This is a genomic window from Acinetobacter sp. 25-47-130 (genome assembly GCF_056779705.1).
Map to the genome: position 1 here is coordinate 52,837 of NZ_JBWYII010000011.1, position 19,555 is coordinate 72,391.

The 19,555-nt window shown below is 39.5% G+C and carries 16 protein-coding genes; 10 read left to right on the forward strand and 6 right to left on the reverse strand.

Features of this window, described 5'->3' with window-relative positions; translation table 11 throughout:
* Nucleotides 1-3: 3 nt before the first annotated feature.
* The 4 genes from AC1M83_RS12175 to AC1M83_RS12190 all read right to left on the reverse strand — a co-directional run bounded on the left by AC1M83_RS12175 (nt 4) and on the right by AC1M83_RS12190 (nt 4,933).
* Nucleotides 4-1,428: a phosphomannomutase/phosphoglucomutase gene (locus AC1M83_RS12175; RefSeq protein WP_481590781.1), complete on the reverse strand. Its 1,425-nt coding sequence runs from the start codon at nt 1,426-1,428 to the stop codon at nt 4-6.
* Nucleotides 1,429-1,623: 195 nt separating this feature from the next.
* Nucleotides 1,624-2,076, reverse strand: coding sequence for a dUTP diphosphatase (gene dut, locus AC1M83_RS12180; RefSeq protein WP_481590782.1), 453 nt, complete (start codon nt 2,074-2,076; stop codon nt 1,624-1,626).
* Nucleotides 2,077-2,100: 24 nt separating this feature from the next.
* Nucleotides 2,101-4,140: a UvrD-helicase domain-containing protein gene (locus AC1M83_RS12185; protein ID WP_092768186.1), complete on the reverse strand. Its 2,040-nt coding sequence runs from the start codon at nt 4,138-4,140 to the stop codon at nt 2,101-2,103.
* A gap of 139 nt (nt 4,141-4,279) precedes the next feature.
* Nucleotides 4,280-4,933: a YiaD family glycine zipper/OmpA-like lipoprotein gene (locus AC1M83_RS12190; RefSeq protein WP_092768184.1), complete on the reverse strand. Its 654-nt coding sequence runs from the start codon at nt 4,931-4,933 to the stop codon at nt 4,280-4,282.
* A 244-nt stretch (nt 4,934-5,177) separates the two neighbouring features.
* On the opposite strand from AC1M83_RS12190, the gene AC1M83_RS12195 reads away from it, so the two are divergent.
* The 6 genes from AC1M83_RS12195 (at nt 5,178) to AC1M83_RS12220 (ending at nt 9,635) form a co-directional block, all read left to right on the forward strand.
* A complete protein-coding gene (locus tag AC1M83_RS12195; protein WP_481590783.1) occupies nt 5,178-6,107 on the forward strand; it encodes an acyltransferase in 930 nt (309 codons plus the stop codon).
* A gap of 35 nt (nt 6,108-6,142) precedes the next feature.
* A complete protein-coding gene (locus tag AC1M83_RS12200) occupies nt 6,143-7,180 on the forward strand; it encodes a preprotein translocase subunit SecA (RefSeq protein ID WP_481590784.1) in 1,038 nt (345 codons plus the stop codon).
* 116 nt (nt 7,181-7,296) lie between these two features.
* Nucleotides 7,297-8,010 (forward strand): septum site-determining protein MinC, encoded by a 714-nt coding sequence (gene minC / locus AC1M83_RS12205; protein ID WP_092768178.1) that lies wholly within the window; start codon nt 7,297-7,299, stop codon nt 8,008-8,010.
* A gap of 61 nt (nt 8,011-8,071) precedes the next feature.
* The gene (gene minD, locus AC1M83_RS12210; protein WP_035267390.1) at nt 8,072-8,884 is read left to right on the forward strand and encodes a septum site-determining protein MinD; all 813 of its coding nucleotides are present in this window, start codon (nt 8,072-8,074) and stop codon (nt 8,882-8,884) included.
* Between the two features lie 2 nt (nt 8,885-8,886).
* Nucleotides 8,887-9,159 (forward strand): cell division topological specificity factor MinE, encoded by a 273-nt coding sequence (gene minE, locus AC1M83_RS12215; RefSeq protein ID WP_035267388.1) that lies wholly within the window; start codon nt 8,887-8,889, stop codon nt 9,157-9,159.
* Nucleotides 9,160-9,347: 188 nt separating this feature from the next.
* Nucleotides 9,348-9,635, forward strand: a complete 288-nt coding sequence (locus AC1M83_RS12220; RefSeq protein WP_035267385.1) for a PA4642 family protein — start codon at nt 9,348-9,350, stop codon at nt 9,633-9,635.
* Between the two features lie 111 nt (nt 9,636-9,746).
* On the opposite strand, the gene AC1M83_RS12225 is transcribed toward AC1M83_RS12220, so the two are convergent.
* On the reverse strand, nt 9,747-12,140 hold the full coding sequence (locus AC1M83_RS12225) for a YadA-like family protein (protein WP_481590785.1): 2,394 nt from the start codon (nt 12,138-12,140) through the stop codon (nt 9,747-9,749).
* Between the two features lie 359 nt (nt 12,141-12,499).
* On the opposite strand from AC1M83_RS12225, the gene AC1M83_RS12230 reads away from it, so the two are divergent.
* The gene (locus AC1M83_RS12230) at nt 12,500-13,477 is read left to right on the forward strand and encodes a helix-turn-helix transcriptional regulator (protein ID WP_180028759.1); all 978 of its coding nucleotides are present in this window, start codon (nt 12,500-12,502) and stop codon (nt 13,475-13,477) included.
* A 44-nt stretch (nt 13,478-13,521) separates the two neighbouring features.
* Here the strand turns inward: AC1M83_RS12230 and AC1M83_RS12235 are convergent, their stop codons facing one another.
* Nucleotides 13,522-16,674, reverse strand: coding sequence for a DNA translocase FtsK 4TM domain-containing protein (locus tag AC1M83_RS12235; protein ID WP_481590786.1), 3,153 nt, complete (start codon nt 16,672-16,674; stop codon nt 13,522-13,524).
* A 261-nt stretch (nt 16,675-16,935) separates the two neighbouring features.
* On the opposite strand from AC1M83_RS12235, the gene trxB reads away from it, so the two are divergent.
* The 3 genes from trxB (at nt 16,936) to AC1M83_RS12250 (ending at nt 19,554) form a co-directional block, all read left to right on the forward strand.
* A complete protein-coding gene (trxB, locus tag AC1M83_RS12240; protein WP_035267378.1) occupies nt 16,936-17,883 on the forward strand; it encodes a thioredoxin-disulfide reductase in 948 nt (315 codons plus the stop codon).
* A gap of 106 nt (nt 17,884-17,989) precedes the next feature.
* Nucleotides 17,990-18,721 (forward strand): leucyl/phenylalanyl-tRNA--protein transferase, encoded by a 732-nt coding sequence (aat, locus tag AC1M83_RS12245; RefSeq protein ID WP_481590813.1) that lies wholly within the window; start codon nt 17,990-17,992, stop codon nt 18,719-18,721.
* A gap of 17 nt (nt 18,722-18,738) precedes the next feature.
* A complete protein-coding gene (locus AC1M83_RS12250) occupies nt 18,739-19,554 on the forward strand; it encodes an arginyltransferase (RefSeq protein ID WP_180028761.1) in 816 nt (271 codons plus the stop codon).
* The last annotated feature ends 1 nt before the right edge of the window (nt 19,555 follow it).

The following is a 19,555-nucleotide window of genomic DNA, read 5'->3' on the forward strand; positions in this document are numbered from 1 at the left end:
ACATTAGTGTGCATTCAAAATACTTTGAGCAAGCACAGGATATTTTTCATTTAAAATTTTTACAAAATGCTGGCGAATTTCATAAAGTTTCGATGGGCTATCTGCATCAAACCGTACCGTGAAGTATTCACCAGTATTTGATGCTCGCATAATGCCAAATCCGTAGTCAAAATCAAGGCGAATACCATCGATTTTACTCATTTTAGCCCCAGTACTTTTACAATTCTGCTCTATCAAGGCTAGGACGTCTTGCGGATTTGCATCTTGCGTTTCAATATAGGTATCTTCAGTACCAAAGCGATCTGGGAATTGAGCGAGATATTCAGATAGCGTGATATTAAGTTGACTCAATGCCTCCATGACCCGTAATGCTGCATAGATACCATCATCGTAACCAAAACCACGACCATCATTGAAGACATAATGACCCGCATATTCTCCCCCAAAAACAGCTCGACCTTTGGATTGGGAAATATAACGGCGCATGAAACTGCTGCCAGTACGAATCATTTTTGCGATGCCTTGTAATTGTTCAATGGTTTTTGACACCATCGTTGAACATTTGACGTCATAAACAATTTCATGATGCGGATGCTGAGTTAAACACAATGATGCGAATAATGCTAACAAGCGATCAGCAGACACAATGTGAGCATTCTCATCCAAAATGACGGCACGATCACCATCACCATCAAGAGCAATCCCCAAATCCGCCTGATGCAACAAAATTTTTTCTTTTAGCTGCGTCAAATGCTTCGCTTGTGAAGGGTCTGGAGGATGATCAGGAAACTCTCCATTTTCATGACAACGTATTGAAATGACTTCACATCCCATTTTTTGTAGTACTAAATCAGCACAACGCCCAGCGGCACCATGCATACCATCTAATACAACCTTGAGTGGACGCTTTAATTGAATATCCTTGAGCAAAGCATGCTGATAAGCCAAGCAATACTCTGATTTAATCTGATGTGTCAGTTGAGGTGGCGTTGGAAAGTGATCATGTTGAAAATAGAAACCTTCTGCATACTCCCCAACATTTTGAATCATGTCTGGACAAGGTGGTTCGTATTCAATAATCCATTTAATCCCATTATCATGTTTAGGGTTATGACTCGCGGTCACCATGATGCCATTGCCATTTTTATGTCGAGCAGCAAAATACATTTGTGGGGTTGAACAACATCCAATGTTCTCGACATTCATCCCTTGGTTTTTGAAGACTGATTCAATAATCCAAGCAAAAGTAGGCCCAGTCAATCGAGCATCGTAACCTAGCACAATACTTTTCTGGCCACGTGATTGATACTGAGCAGCAAGCCCATGCGCAATCGCATAAATTGTTCTTGTATCCAATTGACTGACTTTTCCGCGAATATCATAAGCGCGGAAAATTTGTCTTGGAAAAATAAGTGGTTGGGTATTCATTCTTAATTAACACCGTTGACTGCTGAGTCAGAACAGCGTGATGAGAGTTGATCCAAATAAATTTTGAATATATTGAGTAATAAAAAATATCGTTATTCTTTATATAACGTGTACCAATTTCAATTTATATAATCTTTGTTAATATTTTGCAACATATAAATAAAAGCCTGATTTTACAGGCTTTTATCCAAAATACTATTGTTTTCCAGTGTGTCCGAATCCACCAGCTCCTCGCTCACTTGCCTTGAATTCGTCAACTAAATCAAATTCAGCTTGTAAAACAGGAACCAATATGTATTGAGCCAATCGCTCACCCGGCTCTAATGTAAATGCATTTTGACTGCGGTTCCAAACTGAAACCATTAATTCACCTTGATAATCTGAATCAATTAGACCGACGAGATTTCCTAATACAATCCCGTGTTTATGACCTAAGCCAGAACGAGGCAAAATCAAACCCGCATAACTTGGGTCTTCGATATAAATTGCCATACCTGTTTTAACTAAAACAGTCTGACCAGGCTCAATAGTGATCGCTTCATCTACACATGCACGTAAATCTAAACCTGCCGATCCTGTTGTTGCATAAGTAGGTAATGGCCATTCTTGACCAAGTCGTTGGTCGAGTACTTTCACTTGAACTTTCATATTCAATCCTGTTTTAAAATGTAATTAACGTTTGAGTAAAGCTTTCAGATTTTGCAGATAATGCTGTGCCTGTAATTTTGGATCGATATTTTCAGCCAATTTCTTTTTTCGACCTAGCCAATCGACTTCATCTTGTGGCAATTCATCCAAGAAGCGACTTGGTGTCATTTGTTTCATCTGACCGCCATTTTTACGCTGTTCTGCAAGCGTCAAAGTCAGACCTTGTTTGGCACGGGTAATACCAACGTACATCAGTCGACGTTCTTCTTCGATGGTATCAGCCACAATTGAATTCTTGTGCGGAAGCAACTCTTCCTCAAGCCCCATAATATAAACAAATGGGAATTCCAGGCCTTTAGAAGCATGCAAAGTCAGTAAGTTTACTTTATCGATATCTTCATCTTCTTGCTGTTGCTCCAACATATCCAGCAACACCATCTTACGAATGACACTTTCGATATTTTTTTCATCGACATCTTCAGCACGATTGATCAAACTTTGAATACTGCTATAAAGCACTTCAATATTGTCAATTTTAGTTTTTTCTTGTGCTGGCGTCGCTGCCGTTTCTTTGATGTAGTCGATATATCCTGCCTCAACCATCATTTGGCGGACTTTAGGCACAGGTTCATCATCATCTAACAGTTCACGCGTAAAACCTTCGATAAAATCAGCAAACTCAGCCAATTGAGATGTCGCCTTCTTCGGTAATACCATACTTAGGCGCTGATCATTCGCGGCACCTAGTAAAGAAAGATTATTCTCTTGCGCAAATAAACCTAGTTTTTCTAAAGTCACAGGTCCTATGGCACGTTTAGGTGTGTTAATAATGCGTAAGAAAGCACTGTCATCTTCAGGGTTAATAATGAGACGTAGATAGCTCATAATATCCTTGATTTCAGCACGACCAAAGAACGACTGACCACCAGAAAGTTTGTAAGGAATCTGCATCTGACGAAGTTGTGTTTCTAAAACACGTGCTTGGAAGTTTCCACGGTATAACACGGCGTAATCTTTCCAATTTTTACCATTCATCAATTTATGAGTCAGCAAATCTTTAACAACGCGTTCCGCTTCATCATCATCATTACGACAAGTAATAATGCGGATCATCTCACCATGACCTTTATCACTCCACAATTTTTTATCAAAAATATGTGGGTTATTCTCAATCACATGGTTTGCAGCTTTTAAAATACGACTGGTTGAACGATAGTTTTGCTCAAGCTTAATGACTTTTAAATTGGGGAAATCTTCCTTCAATAAGGCCATATTTTCTGGCTTTGCCCCCCGCCAAGCATAAATTGATTGGTCATCATCCCCTACAGCCGTAAATTGTCCCATGACACCAACAAGCAGTTTGACCAAGATATATTGGGCGGTATTGGTATCTTGATATTCATCAACCAATAAATAACGTACACGGTTTTGCCATTTATCACGGACTTCAGCATTTTCTTGAAGAAGGCGTGTCGGCATTACGATTAAATCGTCAAAATCGACCGCATTATAGGCACGTAAATTACGCTCATAAAGTTGATAGAGATGCGCAAATTGAACATCTTCAGCCGTTTCACAAGTCGTATGTGCTTGCTCAGGCAAAATTAGATCGTTTTTCCAATCTGAGATCATCTTCATCGCTTTTGCGATCAGCTCTTTACTTTCTGCACCAGACAAATTATCTCGGTGCATTAAATCCATTAAAATACGCTTACAGTCATCAGCATCTAAAATGGAAAAGTTTGCTTTAAGTGGCGTATGTTTTAATTCTAGTCTTAATAAATTCAAACCAAAGGTGTGAAAGGTAGAAACAGATAAACCCTTTCCATCCTCTTTACCAAGCAATTTACCGACACGCTCTTTCATCTCTCGTGCAGCTTTGTTGGTAAAAGTCATCGCAGTAATACGATGTGCTGGTATACCGCATTTTTTGACTAAATATGCAATTTTCTGTGTGATTACAGAGGTCTTACCTGAGCCTGCCCCAGCAAGTACTAACAAGGGTCCTTGAGTGTATTTCATGGCTTCAAGTTGCTTGTCGTTCAAATGACTGGCTGATGACATATTCTTTCCTCTTTTCCTTCAGCGCTCGATTATAGTCATCTGCTTCGAATATGACTAACGTTAAATTTAATGAAGGTATATTTGAATAAATTTCAGACATAAAAAAACCACCCGAAGGTGGCTTTTTTAAGATCATGTATTATTGAACTGCGTAAACAGCAATCTCTACACGACGGTTTTGTTCTTTACCTGCTGCAGTTGTGTTATCAGCAATTGGGTTTGAAGAACCTAAACCTTGAGCATTAATACGTGCTGTAGAAACACCCTTAGATGCTAAATAGCTAGCAACAGATTGAGCACGTGCTTGTGACAATGGGATGTTAATCGCATCATTACCTGAACTATCAGTATAACCAGTTACAAGGATACCGCTCTTGTTGTCTTCAGTTAAAACTTGTGCAACACGGTTTAAAGTGTCATAGAAGTTTGGCTTGATATTTGATTTATTTGTATCAAACGTGATAGCACCTGGCATTACTAAGTTAATAGAGCCATCTGGATTACGGTTTACATCAATACCTGTACCAGCAGTTGCTTGGCGTAATTTTTTCTCTTTATTGTCGAGATATACGCCTGCAGCACCACCTAATACAGCACCAATCGCTGCTGCACGGTTATTTTGACGGCTAGTGTTCGCATTACCTTTAGAAACACCGTAACCAGCTGCTGCACCAATTAAAGCACCCAATGCAGTTTTGTCATACTCGACGCCACCAATATTGTTACCAGTTGTTTGACAACCAGAAAGTACCATTGCCCCAACCACTGCAGCTGAAATAGCTAATGCACGCATGGGATGACTCCTTTTATATGTTTTTGTATGTGATGAATAATGATTTGTTAGAAACAATTTAACCATTACTATTTTGTTAATAATAAACAGTTTATTAACAATATGTAATCTTTTGTAGCATCTTTCGTTAATGCTTCATCATATTTTATACATAGTTAAGAAAACGGGCTTTGTGATTTGAGCGACTCGATTTATAGTGTTTTAAAAATTTCAATCACATGCAATCACTTTTTAGGACTGTGCAATGGCAGCAGAGAAGCAGAAACAACCTATTTTAAAAAAAATTTCTAAGGGTTTAACCGTAGGTTCTGTGATCACAGGAAATACATTTTTTCGTGGCCCACCTATTCTTGCATTAGGTTTGACTAAACTCGTAAAAAAATCATCAAAAATCGATGAAACCAATATCAATATCGCCAATGGTTGGATTGGTACGAATAACTGGCTCATTGAAAAAGTTCTCCCTGAGCTTAAATGGCACATCACGATTGATGAAGATCTAGATCTCAATCTACAAGGTCGTTACATCATGACCTGTAATCACCAAAGCTGGGTGGATACAACTGTTACTCAATATTTTGGTCTTAAACGTATGCCGCTCACACGTTTTTTTACGAAATGGGAACTCATTTTTATTCCTTTTGTTGGGCAAGCATTCAAGATCCTTGGTTTTCCTATGATGAAACGTCATACCAAAGCGCAAATCGAAAAAAATCCTGCGCTGAAATATCGTGATATGGAAGAAGCGCGTAAATCGTGTGAACAACTGCTCAGCCAACCTTTTACCTTATTAAATTATTTAGAAGGTACACGCTATACCCCTGAAAAACACGCCCAACAAAAATCTCCGTATAAAAATTTACTTAGGCCCAAAGCAGGTGGTTTAGCACTTGCCCTAAATATTCTAGGAAGTGAAATTGATGCGCTAGTCGATATGACCATTGTCTATCCAGATGGTGTGCCAGGTTATGGAGATTTTTGGTTAGGAGAAGTTTCTCAAATTGCCGTCAATTTAAGAAAAATTGAAATTCCTGCTTGGGTTCATGGCGGCAATTATGAGGATGATGCCGACTATCGCGCTCGTTTCCAAAAATGGGTTGATGAGCTTTGGACAGAAAAAGATCAGTTAATTACACAGTTAAAACAACAGCTTCAAGCTGAATCTGTAAATTAAGCTGTCCTCAGAATGTATTGCATATGACAGATCGCATGACTAATTCTCGAAAAACTTTCCGTCCACAGCGTCATGACACGTTATTTTGGAAGATGTTCCTGATTTATGACATCTTTATGATGCTCATTATTTTAGTCAATTTGTTTTGTCTATGTGCCAATGCATTTTTAATGAGTAATTTTGGTTCATGGGTATTTGACACGGTTCAATTACCTCAAATTCTGGAGTTTTATAAATCCGAGCTTCACCCATGGGTCATCATTACCGAAAGTTGGTTTATCACATTTTTAATTGTTGAACTCGCTGTAAGATGGCTGATTGCAATTGTCAATAAACATCATCAGCGTTGGTTTTTCTTTCCCTTCATTCATTGGTATGAAATATTAGCCATTATCCCTTACCTTCGCTTTTTACGTTTAATTCGCGTCGGAGTGATTGCCTATAGACTGCATGAGCTAGGCTATAAAGTCATACCTAATAAATGGTTCAGACGTCTTAATTTTTACTATAACGTGATCATGGAAGAGCTCTCTGATCGTGTGGTGATTACTGTTATTGATAGTGTAAAAAAAGAGTTAGACACTAGCTCGACCCATAAAAAAATCATTCATGATCTGGTGAATCACCATCGAGACATGTTTGCCACGACATTGGCGCAAGTCTTACAAGAATCTTTGGCAACCGAATTAAAACTTCAAAAAGATAATATCTCAAAAGGCGTTGGTCACATTGTCATTAAAGCAATTGAAGACACACCAGAGCTAACACAGCTCTTAAAGCTGATTCCATTGGTGGGTGGTCGTATAGAACAGCAAATCCACAACATTGGTCAACGATTAGGTGAAAATATTACCGACGGTTTAGTTGAACCTTTTATTTCTGGAGCCATTGATAAACCGAATGCGCATTATCAACTCATTGCTGAAAAAATTAGCCAACTCAATATCGATAATCATGCATTAGAACAACTCGTTGAATCTGTCGTTTATGAAAGTCTTGAGTCTTTAAGAAAACAGGTGGCAGTAAAACAATGGCAAATAGAGTTATCAAAAAACAATCAAGTCAAGGAATGATCATTTCTCTATTAATTTAATATATCCGCTAGAGAATTCTTGAGAATTGAACTAGCATTTGCACAATTAACAATTTTTACTTCGATTATAAAGCGCGAAGCAAGCAAGGAATGAATATGGCAGATATTCGGATTACCGGTAGAATGGTGAATTTTACCCGAATTACCTTTGACACCAATGATCATAATGTTATCCGCCAACAATTAAGTGCCATGATGAGTGAAACCTCTTATGAAGGTGCGCTTGTCATTCTAGACACAACCGTTGAACAAGAACTCATTGGACTCATTCAATTGGTCATCAGTTTAGGGTTACAGCCAATGGCTGTCGTTGATGGTTTAATGGGTGATGAAGCACGTGCGATCCAATTCCCAGTTCTTGCGGCTGATCGTCCTTTGCAGCGGATCAAAGCAACAAAAGAACAAGTGGTAGAAGCCCCAGCAAATACACCTGAAGCTGAGAAGGTTCCAACACACATAGCTCCAGCAACCACACATAAAACTTCGTATCACGATGAAGTGCTTAGAACAGGACAATGTCTGGTACAAGATCACGGCGATATTATTTTAACTGCTGGAATTAATAGTGGCTCTGAAATCATCGCTTCAGGAAATATACATATTTATGGCTCTGCTCGTGGTAGAGTCATCGCCGGCGCCGGTGGCAATACAGCAGCACGAATTTTCTGTCATGTTTTAGAAGCTGAATTAGTATCTATCGCAGGAACATATTGTGTTGCAGATGATATTCCACCACATATGCTAAAAAAGTCAGTACATATCTATTTAAATGATGCTCAAGAGCTTGTCTTTGAAGCACTCGAATTTTAATGTATAACTAAACATGAGAACCCCTATAGTATTGGGGATAAACATAACAGGAGTGGATTCGGTGGCGAAAATTGTTGTCGTAACATCAGGTAAAGGTGGCGTAGGTAAAACAACTACCAGTGCATCTTTTGCAACAGGTTTAGCCCTTCGTGGCCACAAAACTGTTGTAATCGATTTTGACGTAGGTTTACGTAACCTCGACCTTATCATGGGTTGTGAGCGTCGTGTTGTTTATGATTTTGTGAATGTATTAAATAACGAAGCGAGATTACAACAAGCACTTATTCGCGATAAAGAAATCGAAAATCTATATATTTTACCTGCATCACAAACCCGTGATAAAGATGCGTTGACCGATGAAGGTGTTGCACGTGTTATGGACGAACTTTCTCAAGAGTTCGACTACATCATTTGTGACTCTCCTGCAGGTATTGAACGTGGTGCGATTTTAGCAATGTACCATGCTGATGAAGCAATCATTGTAACGAACCCTGAAATTTCATCTGTCCGAGATTCCGATCGTATTATTGGTATGTTGGACAGTAAAACGAAGAAAGTAGAAAATAACGAAGGTCGTATTCGTAAGCATCTTTGTATCACACGCTTCAACCCTGAACGTGCTGACAAGCAAGAAATGTTAACAGTCGATGATATTTCTAAAGATATCCTTCGCGTGCCAACGCTCGGTGTAATTCCTGAATGTAAAAGCGTGTTACAAGCTTCGAATGAAGGTAAGCCTGTTATTCTTTATACTGAAGAAGCAGCTGGACAAGCTTATGACGATCTTGTTGCACGCTTCCTTGGTGAAGAACGTCCATATCGTCACATCTCTGTGAAGCCGAAAGGCTGGTTAGCACGTTTATTTGGAGCATAAAGATGGCAGGATTCTGGAGTAAACTTTTTAGTAGTGATGACAAACCATCAAGTGCACAAACAGCTAAAGATCGCTTAAAAGTTATCGTGGCATCTGAAAATGGTCTAGGTAAGCGTTTAAGCCAAGATAAAATTGATTTAATGAAAAAAGAAATCATGCAAGTTGTGAATCGTTATGTGCGTGGTGTAGATGAACAGCATATACAAATGTCGGTTCGCTCAGAAGCAAATATCGAAATGCTAGAAATGAATATCAATTTGCCTGAAGAACGTTAATCTGATTTTTGATTAGTCAAGCAAATTGAATCAGGGCAAAATATGAGAGTGGCAGAAATAGGCTATTAGCTATATTCCGCCCACTTGAAGCAGAGCTTCAAGTCTTGCGACTAGACAAAGCAGCGCTTTGCTCATCTAGTCTCATATTTTGCCCTTTTTTATTGATTAAAAATACCAAGGAGATTGTGATGGCATTATCACAGCCAGCCACGTTCAATGAAGAATGGTCAGACGAGCGTGTTTTTGCCTATTTAAATCAGTTACCTCCTGAAGGTGTAAACGCTGATTTTCATGTTCTCTATCATGCTTTTAAACATATGCGTGCTAATGACTATGAGCGTTTACTCACTAAATTTATAGCAGATGGTCGTGATCTTAACGCTCAAAATCCTGAAGGCAAACGTATTCATGATGTGATCGCAGAATTCCCACGCCAAAGTGCAGAATTCCTTGCTGTTTTAGCAAAATTTGCCTAAAAAACAGATAAAAAAGCCTGCTTGAGCAGGCTTTTTGATTTAAATCTATCTTATACCTGTTAAAAAATAGTTTCGTATTAAGGTTACTTTTACGTTTGGGTGAAACTTAGATTATTTCCATTGCCAACCCAATGCAATAGCACCACCAACATCACCTTGTGAACTTGCGGTTCCAGATGCTTTATAGACAAAGCGATTCGTTTCAGAAACCCCACTAAATCCAATGGCAATACCTTGCTCACCATCCCATGTACCAGCAGCTGCACTGAACATACTTGCACCAGCATAAGTTGGCTGGGGTAATGAAGCGACAGCCAAAGATGCTGCAATAGCTGCTCGAGTGTCACGTCGTTCATCGGCAAAACTCTGTTCTAAAGCATTTACACGTCGACTAGTATACTCATTGGCCTGATTCAATATTTCATTGGTTCGTATATTCGTATATTCCTGTGCATCGCTCAAAACTTGCTGATCTGCTTGACGCATTTGTTTTACATTGACTGCGTCGGTATCCGCTGTACCTGCTGCCACATTAACAATTTGGCGCTGTTGCGTAGAGGAACCCACTGAAACCGTATTGTCCCGATCGGTAGACGAAGCATTTCCTAAAAGAACAGCATTATTTGCGTCAGACGTTATATTATTCCCAAGAGCTACAGTACTATTTCCTGAAATATTGTTGAAATTACCAACTGAATGCGTATTTTCACCCGTAACCGTATTGTGATTTCCTAAAGCTGTTGCATGTTCACCAGCGACTTGTGATTCAGCCCCAATGACAATACTCTCACGACCCGATGCTACTGATGAACTTCCGATTGCAAGAGCATCTTCACCTGTTGCATTTGGTAATATTGCATTTTCACTAGGATTTGTTCCAACAGATATTGCGACAGTTCCACCACTAGCCAAAGACGTTAGCCACTGTTGTTCGGTGCCATTAAAGCCATTTTGTACAGCAATCTCAAAAGCACTAAATCCTTGATCACCTTTGTCACCTTTTAAGCCTTGAAGTCCTTGATCACCTTTATCGCCCTTGTCGCCTTTTAAGCCTTGAAGTCCTTGATCACCTTGATCTCCCTTATCACCTTTCAATCCTTGAGGACCTTGGTCACCTTTATCTCCTTTGAGTGACGTCAGCCAATCTTGCTCTGTTCCTACAAATCCATTATTCACCGCCACTTGGTAAGCACTATCACCTTGTGGTCCTACACCGCCACCAGGTCCACCGCTTGTACCTGGTATACCTTGATCCCCTTTGTCACCTTTCAATCCTTGTGGACCTTGATCACCTTTATCTCCCTTATCGCCTTTTTCACCTTTTAATGATGTAAGCCAATCTGTTTCAGAGCCCTCAAATCCATTACTCACAGCAACCTCGTACGCACTTGGTCCAGCTGGTCCAGTGGTACCTGTACCTGTTTCACCACCAACACCATTATTTTCGAGTGCAGAGACACGGTCTTTTAACGCTGTAAATTCAATATCAATCCCTCTAATTGTTTGATTTACGTTTTGGTATGTAGAGCCTTGCATTTCAAATGAAAGGGGCATCACACTCCCCTGAAACATAGTCACCCCAGTACCCAGAATTCTTTGTAAACTGTCTGTCAATTGATCAACATTAATAGCATCATGAGTATCTAATCCCCATGCTAAGTTCATGATTCGGCGTTTTAATTGATCACTACCGACTGAAATAACATTCTCTCGATCTGCAACCGATGCACTACCTAAAGCAACAGAGTTGCTCGCATAAACCTGACTCAGCTCACCTATCGCGACTGACTCTCTTACGGATGTATAATTTGGTCCTGGTCGAATAATAATAGAACCACCGACAGCCACATTTTTGCTACCATCCACATTACTGTCGGAGGCAATTACATAAGAATTCGTCGCATCAACCTCATTAAATCTACCAAAAATCATCGAGCCATTACTTGCGACATCATGAGTATTATTCATACCAATAACAATAGAGTGCAAAGACTTATTAATATTTGAAACACCAAGCGTGATGCCACCTTCAGCAGTATTTGAACTACCGATCGCAATATTCCCTTCCCCCTTAACCACTTGATTATTACCAATGGCAATATTACTTGTATGATGCGTTGTGTTTTGATTTCCAATGACCACATTATTTTGCGTTGTCGTTACAGCGTTTGGTGTAACGGTATTATTCAAACCAAAAACAGTATGATTCATCCCAATATTGACGTTATTGCTTTGTCCCATAACCACACTGTTCGGTGCAACCACTGAGTTATTTTCACCACAGATGAACGATGTAGTGTCTGAATTCGTCGCTGTGCCTGTTGAACCCTCACATTCATCAGCTTGCACCTGACTCGTCATTGCGGTTAATGCCCCAATTAAAATCAGATAACCTGTCGTCATTCCAATATTTTTTAAAGATTGTGTAAAACGTGTACGTCCAAGTTCCCCTGTTACGACTAATTTTCCATTACGATTACGGATAACTCGGTATATATGGTTCATGTAATTCCCCTTAGTTTTTGACATGGTCATGTCACTTGCAGGTTTTCCATAGTTTGCAAGAAAGACCTTTTATAATGAGGAAAATCAAACCATAAAGCTGATAATCTAGAAGCCCCCCTTTAAGGGGGGATGAAAAAAATATTTTTGTGAAAAAATGATTAATATTTACTTTTTTATCTCAATTTTTTTAAAAAAATCTATAATTTGAATTTGTTATAATCAAAACAGTTCAATCGAAGATGAATTCAATAAGTTTTCGTAAAAGTGATCGAACAAGGCTCGGCACCCTCCATCGCCTGAGAAATCTTTGCTGTACTCAACTTCCGCTCCTTACCATTGCGCCCAGTATTTTTGACTATTTGAATTTTTTGATTCCACATGATGCCTACGGTATGGCACTGACCTATCCAAATGGTGAACCTTATATACTGTATTACAAAAATCTTAACCCTCAGTCGATGAGGTATGTCCAAGAAAATACTGAATTATTCTTAAACTTAAAAACCGAAAGCCATATCCGCTGGCTCAACTGCCCTATGTTACCCAAAGTCGGAAATCTTTTACGCCCAGATGATCCGTATTTTCATAGCTTAACCTACCAGATGATTGTGCGCCAAAGCGGTCTTCACCATACACTAGATCTAAGATTAGAACGCAATCATATTCCTGCAGGAGGTATTACCCTCTATAGGCGTATGTCACAACCCTTCCAATTACAAGATCATCGTTTATTAGAACAAGCTGGTGTCTATATCGAATATGCGCTTAACAATCAAATGGAGGATGGCGACGATGTAATTGAATCAGATCAAGCGTTGTTAATCGTGAATTCTCAAAATGATTTAGTCATGATGACTGATGCTGCAAAGGATTTACTGAATCTCTTCCCGATACATTATGAATTTTGGGAACCATATAAAGCGTTGCCAAAATCATGCTATCAAGTCATCAATGAGCTTAAATATGGGCAACAAATCCCCAAGCTTAGTTTGACCATTCCTAATGGAATATTAACCCTTCGTGCTGAATGGTTAAGTAGTCAAAATACAACCGATACAAATATCGCCTTATACTTAAAGCGCTCATTACCACGCTCCCTCATTATTTTAAAAAAACTAGAAGCACTTGATCTATCACCCCGAGAATGCCAAGTGGCTTTTTCGTTAATTACAGGCATGAATAAAAGTGAAATTTTACAAAAATTATCCATTAGCCCTGCGGTATTTAAAGATTGTGTCAAGTCAGTTTATCAAAGCTTGAATGTTCACTCTGTGAGTGAACTGATCACATTTGCGAGCCAATGGACTACCCCCAAAAACAACACTTTTTTGAGTTAAATAAAAAAAGCAACCTATGGTTGCTTTTTCTGAGTCAGTCTTCATTAAACTAAAATTTCGCGTTTACCATTTGCGCCCATTGCACTCACGATACCGTTTTCTTCCATTTGGTCAATAATACGTGCGGCACGATTATAACCCAGACTAAACTTACGCTGTAAAGATGATGTGGATGCTTTACGGGTTTCCAAAACAAAAGCAACACATTGATCATAAAGTGCGTCACGGTCTGAAGCACCATCCCCATCTTCAAAGCCACGTGATGCTGGTTCTTCATCAAATGGGGTGAGAATTTCATCCACGTAGTTTGGTGCACCACGCTCACGCCATGCATCACAAATACGGTTCACCTCGTCATCGGCAATAAATGCACCATGCACACGCTCAGGCTCAATTTTACCTGGTCCTAAGAACAGCATATCACCATGTCCAAGCAAATCTTCTGCACCACCCGCATCCAAAATCGTACGCGAGTCAATTTTAGAGTTTACACGTAGTGCAACACGCGTCGGTATATTCGCCTTAATTAAGCCAGTAATTACATCGACGGATGGACGCTGTGTCGCAAGTAATAAATGAATGCCTGCAGCACGTGATTTTTGAGCTAGACGAGTGATCATCTCTTCCGCTTTCTTACCCACCTGCATGATCATATCTGCGAATTCATCTGCAACAATCACAATCGAAGGCAATGGTGTAAGTCTAGGTGCACGTTCTCCAGCAACTGACTCACTGGCTTTCCAAGTTGGATCAAATAGATCTTCACCATTGGCAATTGCTTCTTCAACTTTACGGTTATAGTCACTCAATTTACGTATTTTTAAGAACGACATCAGCTTATAACGACGCTCCATCTCATTCACACACCAATTTAAAGCACTGACTGCATCTTTCATGTCAGTCACAACAGGCGTGAGTAAATGCGGAATATCGTTATAGTTCGCCAATTCAAGTTGTTTAGGATCAATCAAAATAAGGCGCAATTGATCTGGCGTATATTTTAAAAGCATCGATAGAATCATCGAGTTTACAGCAACAGATTTACCTGAACCTGTGGTACCCGCAACCAACATATGTGGTGCCTTGCCCAACTCAGTAATGACTGGGTTACCAGAAATGTCTTTACCCATGGCCATGGATAAGATTCCATCTGGATCCTTAAATTTTGGAATTTTTACCAATTCAATCAGGCGCACCATCTCACGTATGCTATTCGGAACTTCAATTCCAATGTAAGGTTTTCCAGGGATCACCTCAACAACACGTACTGATGCCATCGACATTGATCGTGCTAAGTCACGAGAAATATTAGTTACTTTCGAGGCTTTCACACCAGGCGCAAGATCCAGTTCAAATCTGGTCACGACTGGACCCGGTTGAGCTTCAATCACTTTCGCTTTGACATTAAATTCTTGTAATTTAATTTCTAACAGTTCTGATAATCTTGATAATTGTTCTGCAGTGAAGTTTACTTTTTTGTTTGGGTCTACTTCATCAAGTAAATCCAAACCAGGAAGTGGTGATAAATCTTTACGGCGCTCCGCAACTTGCATTGCACGAGACATTGGACGACCAGCAGCATCTGTTAATGGCGCATCGAAATCAAACTCATCCTCTTCAACTTCAGGCTTACCTACCGTTTCTTGCCAAGCTTCTCTAAAAGCATCTTTATCTGAAGATATACGTTGTTTTTCCTCATCACTCACTTTAGTAACAGGAATTGATGATCCCTCTTGCTCAACAATGTTTTGTGGTGATGGGGCAATAGTGTCTTGCTCTGATTCATATTCCGCGACTGTATCTGACTTAGGTGAAGTCATAAATTTAATATTTGGCGTCACCAAATTTGGACGCTTGACCTCTGAATGAGACAAAGCTTCTGCTTCATCCGCAAGTGATGCAAGACCATCAAGCTCAGAAGCTAACAAATCTGCTTTAGTGATCGCTTCCGCAGCTGCGCTCGATTGACTTGCGTATACAGCACTTGCACCAATAGCTGAGGTATTTTGGATTAGGGATGCTGTATTTTGATCATCAGCAGATTGACCTGAAGGATTTGTTTGATGATGAAAAGGAGTATGAATATCTTTGGCATGCTGTCCTTGTGGAACAACTTCAAGCAATTCATCAAAGATTTGATCATCATTCCAGTCCAAAGCAGTATCTTGAACAGTTGAGCGCTGCTCTACTCGAACGTTTTTACTTAAATCATTAATTTCTGAAGTACGTTGATCAAGCTGATCCTCCTCTGCTGCGCGCAAAAGCTCATCAATTTCTCTTTTATGATCTTCATCGCTATGCAAGGCTTTCCAAACTTCACCCGTTGGAACAATACGTTGACTCTCACGCTCTAACTCATGCGCTTTCGCGATGGTACGCTCGAGCTCTGCCTCATCATCTTCATCAAAACGATGATTTTGTTGAGACTCTTGGAAACGCATATCTTCAAATAGTCTTTCAGCAGTACGTTCATGACGCACTTGTAATTGATCTTTCTCTTCTAAATGATCGACATCATTGAGCTCAGCTTGATGAGGGACTGGAGCTGAATCTTTTACAGGAGTTTCAATTTCTTTTTTCGCTTTTGGCTGAGTCGTCAAATCATAAGCTGATTCAGTCTCAGGTACATTTTTATAGAATAAATCTTGCAAATAAGCGGGTGTCGCCTTCAAAGTAGACCATGTCTTGTTCCACTGAATACCAAAAGCCAGTGTGATTAGAACGATGCTAAGTACGATCAGAAAAAAAACGGCGCCATAAATCGTCAAAAGCTGTTTTAAACTCTCACCCAATTCGTAACCAATGATTCCACCTGAAGCGTTAGCAAGCGTATCTGCAGGCACTGACCAAAGTAAATAAAACAAACTCGCGACGGTAAGTAGAATGAAAAATTGAGCAGCAAAACGAAATGGACGACTCAAAAAACTTCTTGGCCACCACACTTGAATCGCTTCAATGAATAAATAAATTGGGATCAGTAAACTTGCCCAGCCCAGAAATCCAAATAAGAGATCTGCAATCCAAGCACCTGCGACACCACTTGCATTTGAAACTTGTTGAGTATCACTCGAAATATGCATCCAACCCGGATCAAATGGCGTATAAGTCACTGTTGCTAAAAACAGATAAATACCAAATGATATTAAGAAGAATGTTAAAACTAAGCGCTGTGCATATACACTCGACACCGCAGTCATATACTGTCCTGTAAACGATTATTCATTAATGTTCTAATGTTGAAATGGAACAATTTCTTCATTATAGAAAACTTACTATTATGCACCTGTTCATTAAAAAAAGGTGCAGCTTTCTAAGGTTTCCTTGTTAACACTTTTAACTATATAGCTCAATTCGATTTAGTTGATCAATATAATCCACATTCATTCCACACAACTGTGGTGAAGTTTCACGTATAATTTTCAGTAAATCGATATATCAAATTAAAAGGATGCTTATACATGAGCGCTCGTCACTCAAGATTGATTATTTTAGGTTCTGGTCCTGCAGGTTATAGCGCAGCTGTATATGCTGCACGAGCAAATTTAAAACCAACTTTGATCGCTGGTATGCAATTGGGTGGTCAGCTCACCACAACTACAGAAGTTGATAACTGGCCAGGTGATCCTGAAGGCTTAACAGGTCCTGCTTTAATGGAGCGTATGCAAGCTCACGCAGAACGTTTTGGTACTGAATTGGTTTACGATCACATTAACGAAGTTGACTTAAATGTACGTCCATTCGTTTTAAAAGGTGATATGGAAGAATACACGTGTGATGCTTTGATCATTGCAACAGGCGCTACGGCTCAATATTTAGGATTAGAATCCGAAGCTGCTTATATGGGTCAAGGTGTGAGTGCGTGTGCAACTTGTGATGGTTTCTTCTATAAAAATCAAAAAGTCATGGTTGTCGGTGGTGGTAACACTGCGGTTGAAGAAGCGCTTTATTTATCAAACATTGCTTCACATGTAACACTTGTACATCGTCGCGATAAATTACGTTCTGAAAAAATCCTTCAAGATCATCTTTTTGCAAAAGAGAAAGAAGGCAAAATCAGCATCATCTGGAACCATGAAGTTGAAGAAGTACTTGGTAACCCTCAAGATGGCGTTACTAGTGTTCGCTTGAAATCTACAACTGATACTACAACACAAAACGTTGAAGTGACTGGATTGTTCGTCGCTATAGGTCACAAACCTAATACTGCAATGTTTGAAGGTCAGCTTGAACTACGTGATGGTTATATCCAAGTTCAAAGTGGTACACGTGGTAATGCAACTGCGACTTCTGTTGAAGGCGTATTTGCTGCAGGTGATGTTGCAGACAATATCTACCGCCAAGCAATTACATCAGCAGGTTCAGGTTGTATGGCTGCTTTAGACGCTGAGAAATATTTAGACAACTAATATTTATTTAAAAACCACCTTCGGGTGGTTTTTTTATTCTTTCAACTTGGCATAATCATTTTAAACATTTTTATCTTCGGTTTTTCATTATTATTTTTAGAACTTAATCCCTATGCTCCCTCCTTCTGAGTTTATTTTCCCTAATCCAATTGAATCCGATCCCGAAGGTCAAGGACTAATCTGTATAGGTGCTGACCTCTCCCCTTCTACATTATTTGAAGCTTATACACATGGTTTATTTCCTTGGTTTTCCGAAGGTGAGCCGATCTGCTGGTGGAGTCCAGTACCTCGCTGCATTATCTACCCTTCGTCATACCATCCAAGTAAATCACTCATTCGTAACATGAAAAAACATGATTATACGATTACCATTAACCGTGATTTTGAACATGTGATACGTTCTTGCTCATTACCACGAAGTTATGCCAATGAAACATGGATTACTGAAGATATCATTCAGGGTTACTGTGCATTATTTGAGTCAGGCTATGCATATAGTGTCGAAGTACGCAGAGAAAATTCGATTGTCGGCGGGCTCTATGGTGTCTCTATAGGTCAGGGTATTTTTGGTGAGTCCATGTTTAGTCGAGAGACTGATGTTTCAAAAATGGCTTTTTATACCCTCATGTTGATTAGCCTTGAAAACCAGGCACCCTGGGTTGACTGTCAATTGGTGAATGATCATCTCATGAGCTTAGGTGCTTGCACAATTTCTCGCCAAGACTACCTTAATTCGTTACAAGATGTGATAAAACAGCCTCAGATTGATTGGCAAAAGTATAAAGACGGTGTATTTTCAAGTAAAACAATAGCATTTGATCAACGACTCATGGATTGAGAAATAGGAGGGACAACATGAATTCTTATCAACCCCAGTCCCTATTAAATGAACTGCAGTATTACATTACACCACCCCATGACTGCAGTTATCTTCCCGAGAAATCAGCACGGATGGTCTTTTTAGATCCTGCTCATAAAATCGACGTTGTAACTTTATCAGAATTGTCTCGTGTAGGATTTCGAAGAAGCGGAGATTTTGTCTATCGACCTGAATGTCATTTGTGTCGACAATGCCTTTCATGTCGTGTACCTGTTGATGCTTTTAAAATGAACAGTCAACAAAAGAAAGCTTGGAAACGTAATCAAGACTTAGAAGTTAGAATAACCCAAACTCAAGATGCTACTGATTTACACTATCAACTCTATGAACGTTACATCAATGAGCGTCATTCAGATGGAGATATGTTCCCCCCTAGCTATGATCAATTCGAGAAGTTTTTGATTCACAGTTGTAGCAATAGTTTCTTTATAGAACTTTGGAAAGATGATCGACTCATTTGTGTCTCAACCTGCGATGTATTAGATGATGGAGTATCCGCCGTCTATACATTTTTTGATCCAGATGAATCCAAACGTTCTTTAGGTGTTTTTGCAGTCCTTAAGCAAATTGAATATGTAAAGCAGCACAATCAAGAGTTTGTATATTTAGGATATTGGGTACCCCATTCATTCAAAATGAACTATAAGTCCCAATATGCGCCTTTTGAATTATTACTGGATGGTCAATGGCGACGTGTTAATAAAATGCTCAGCAACGAAGAAATCGATCAATTAGGTCATATGCTGATGACGACACTTCCCTCTGAATGGAATAACTTTATTGTAAAGTAGG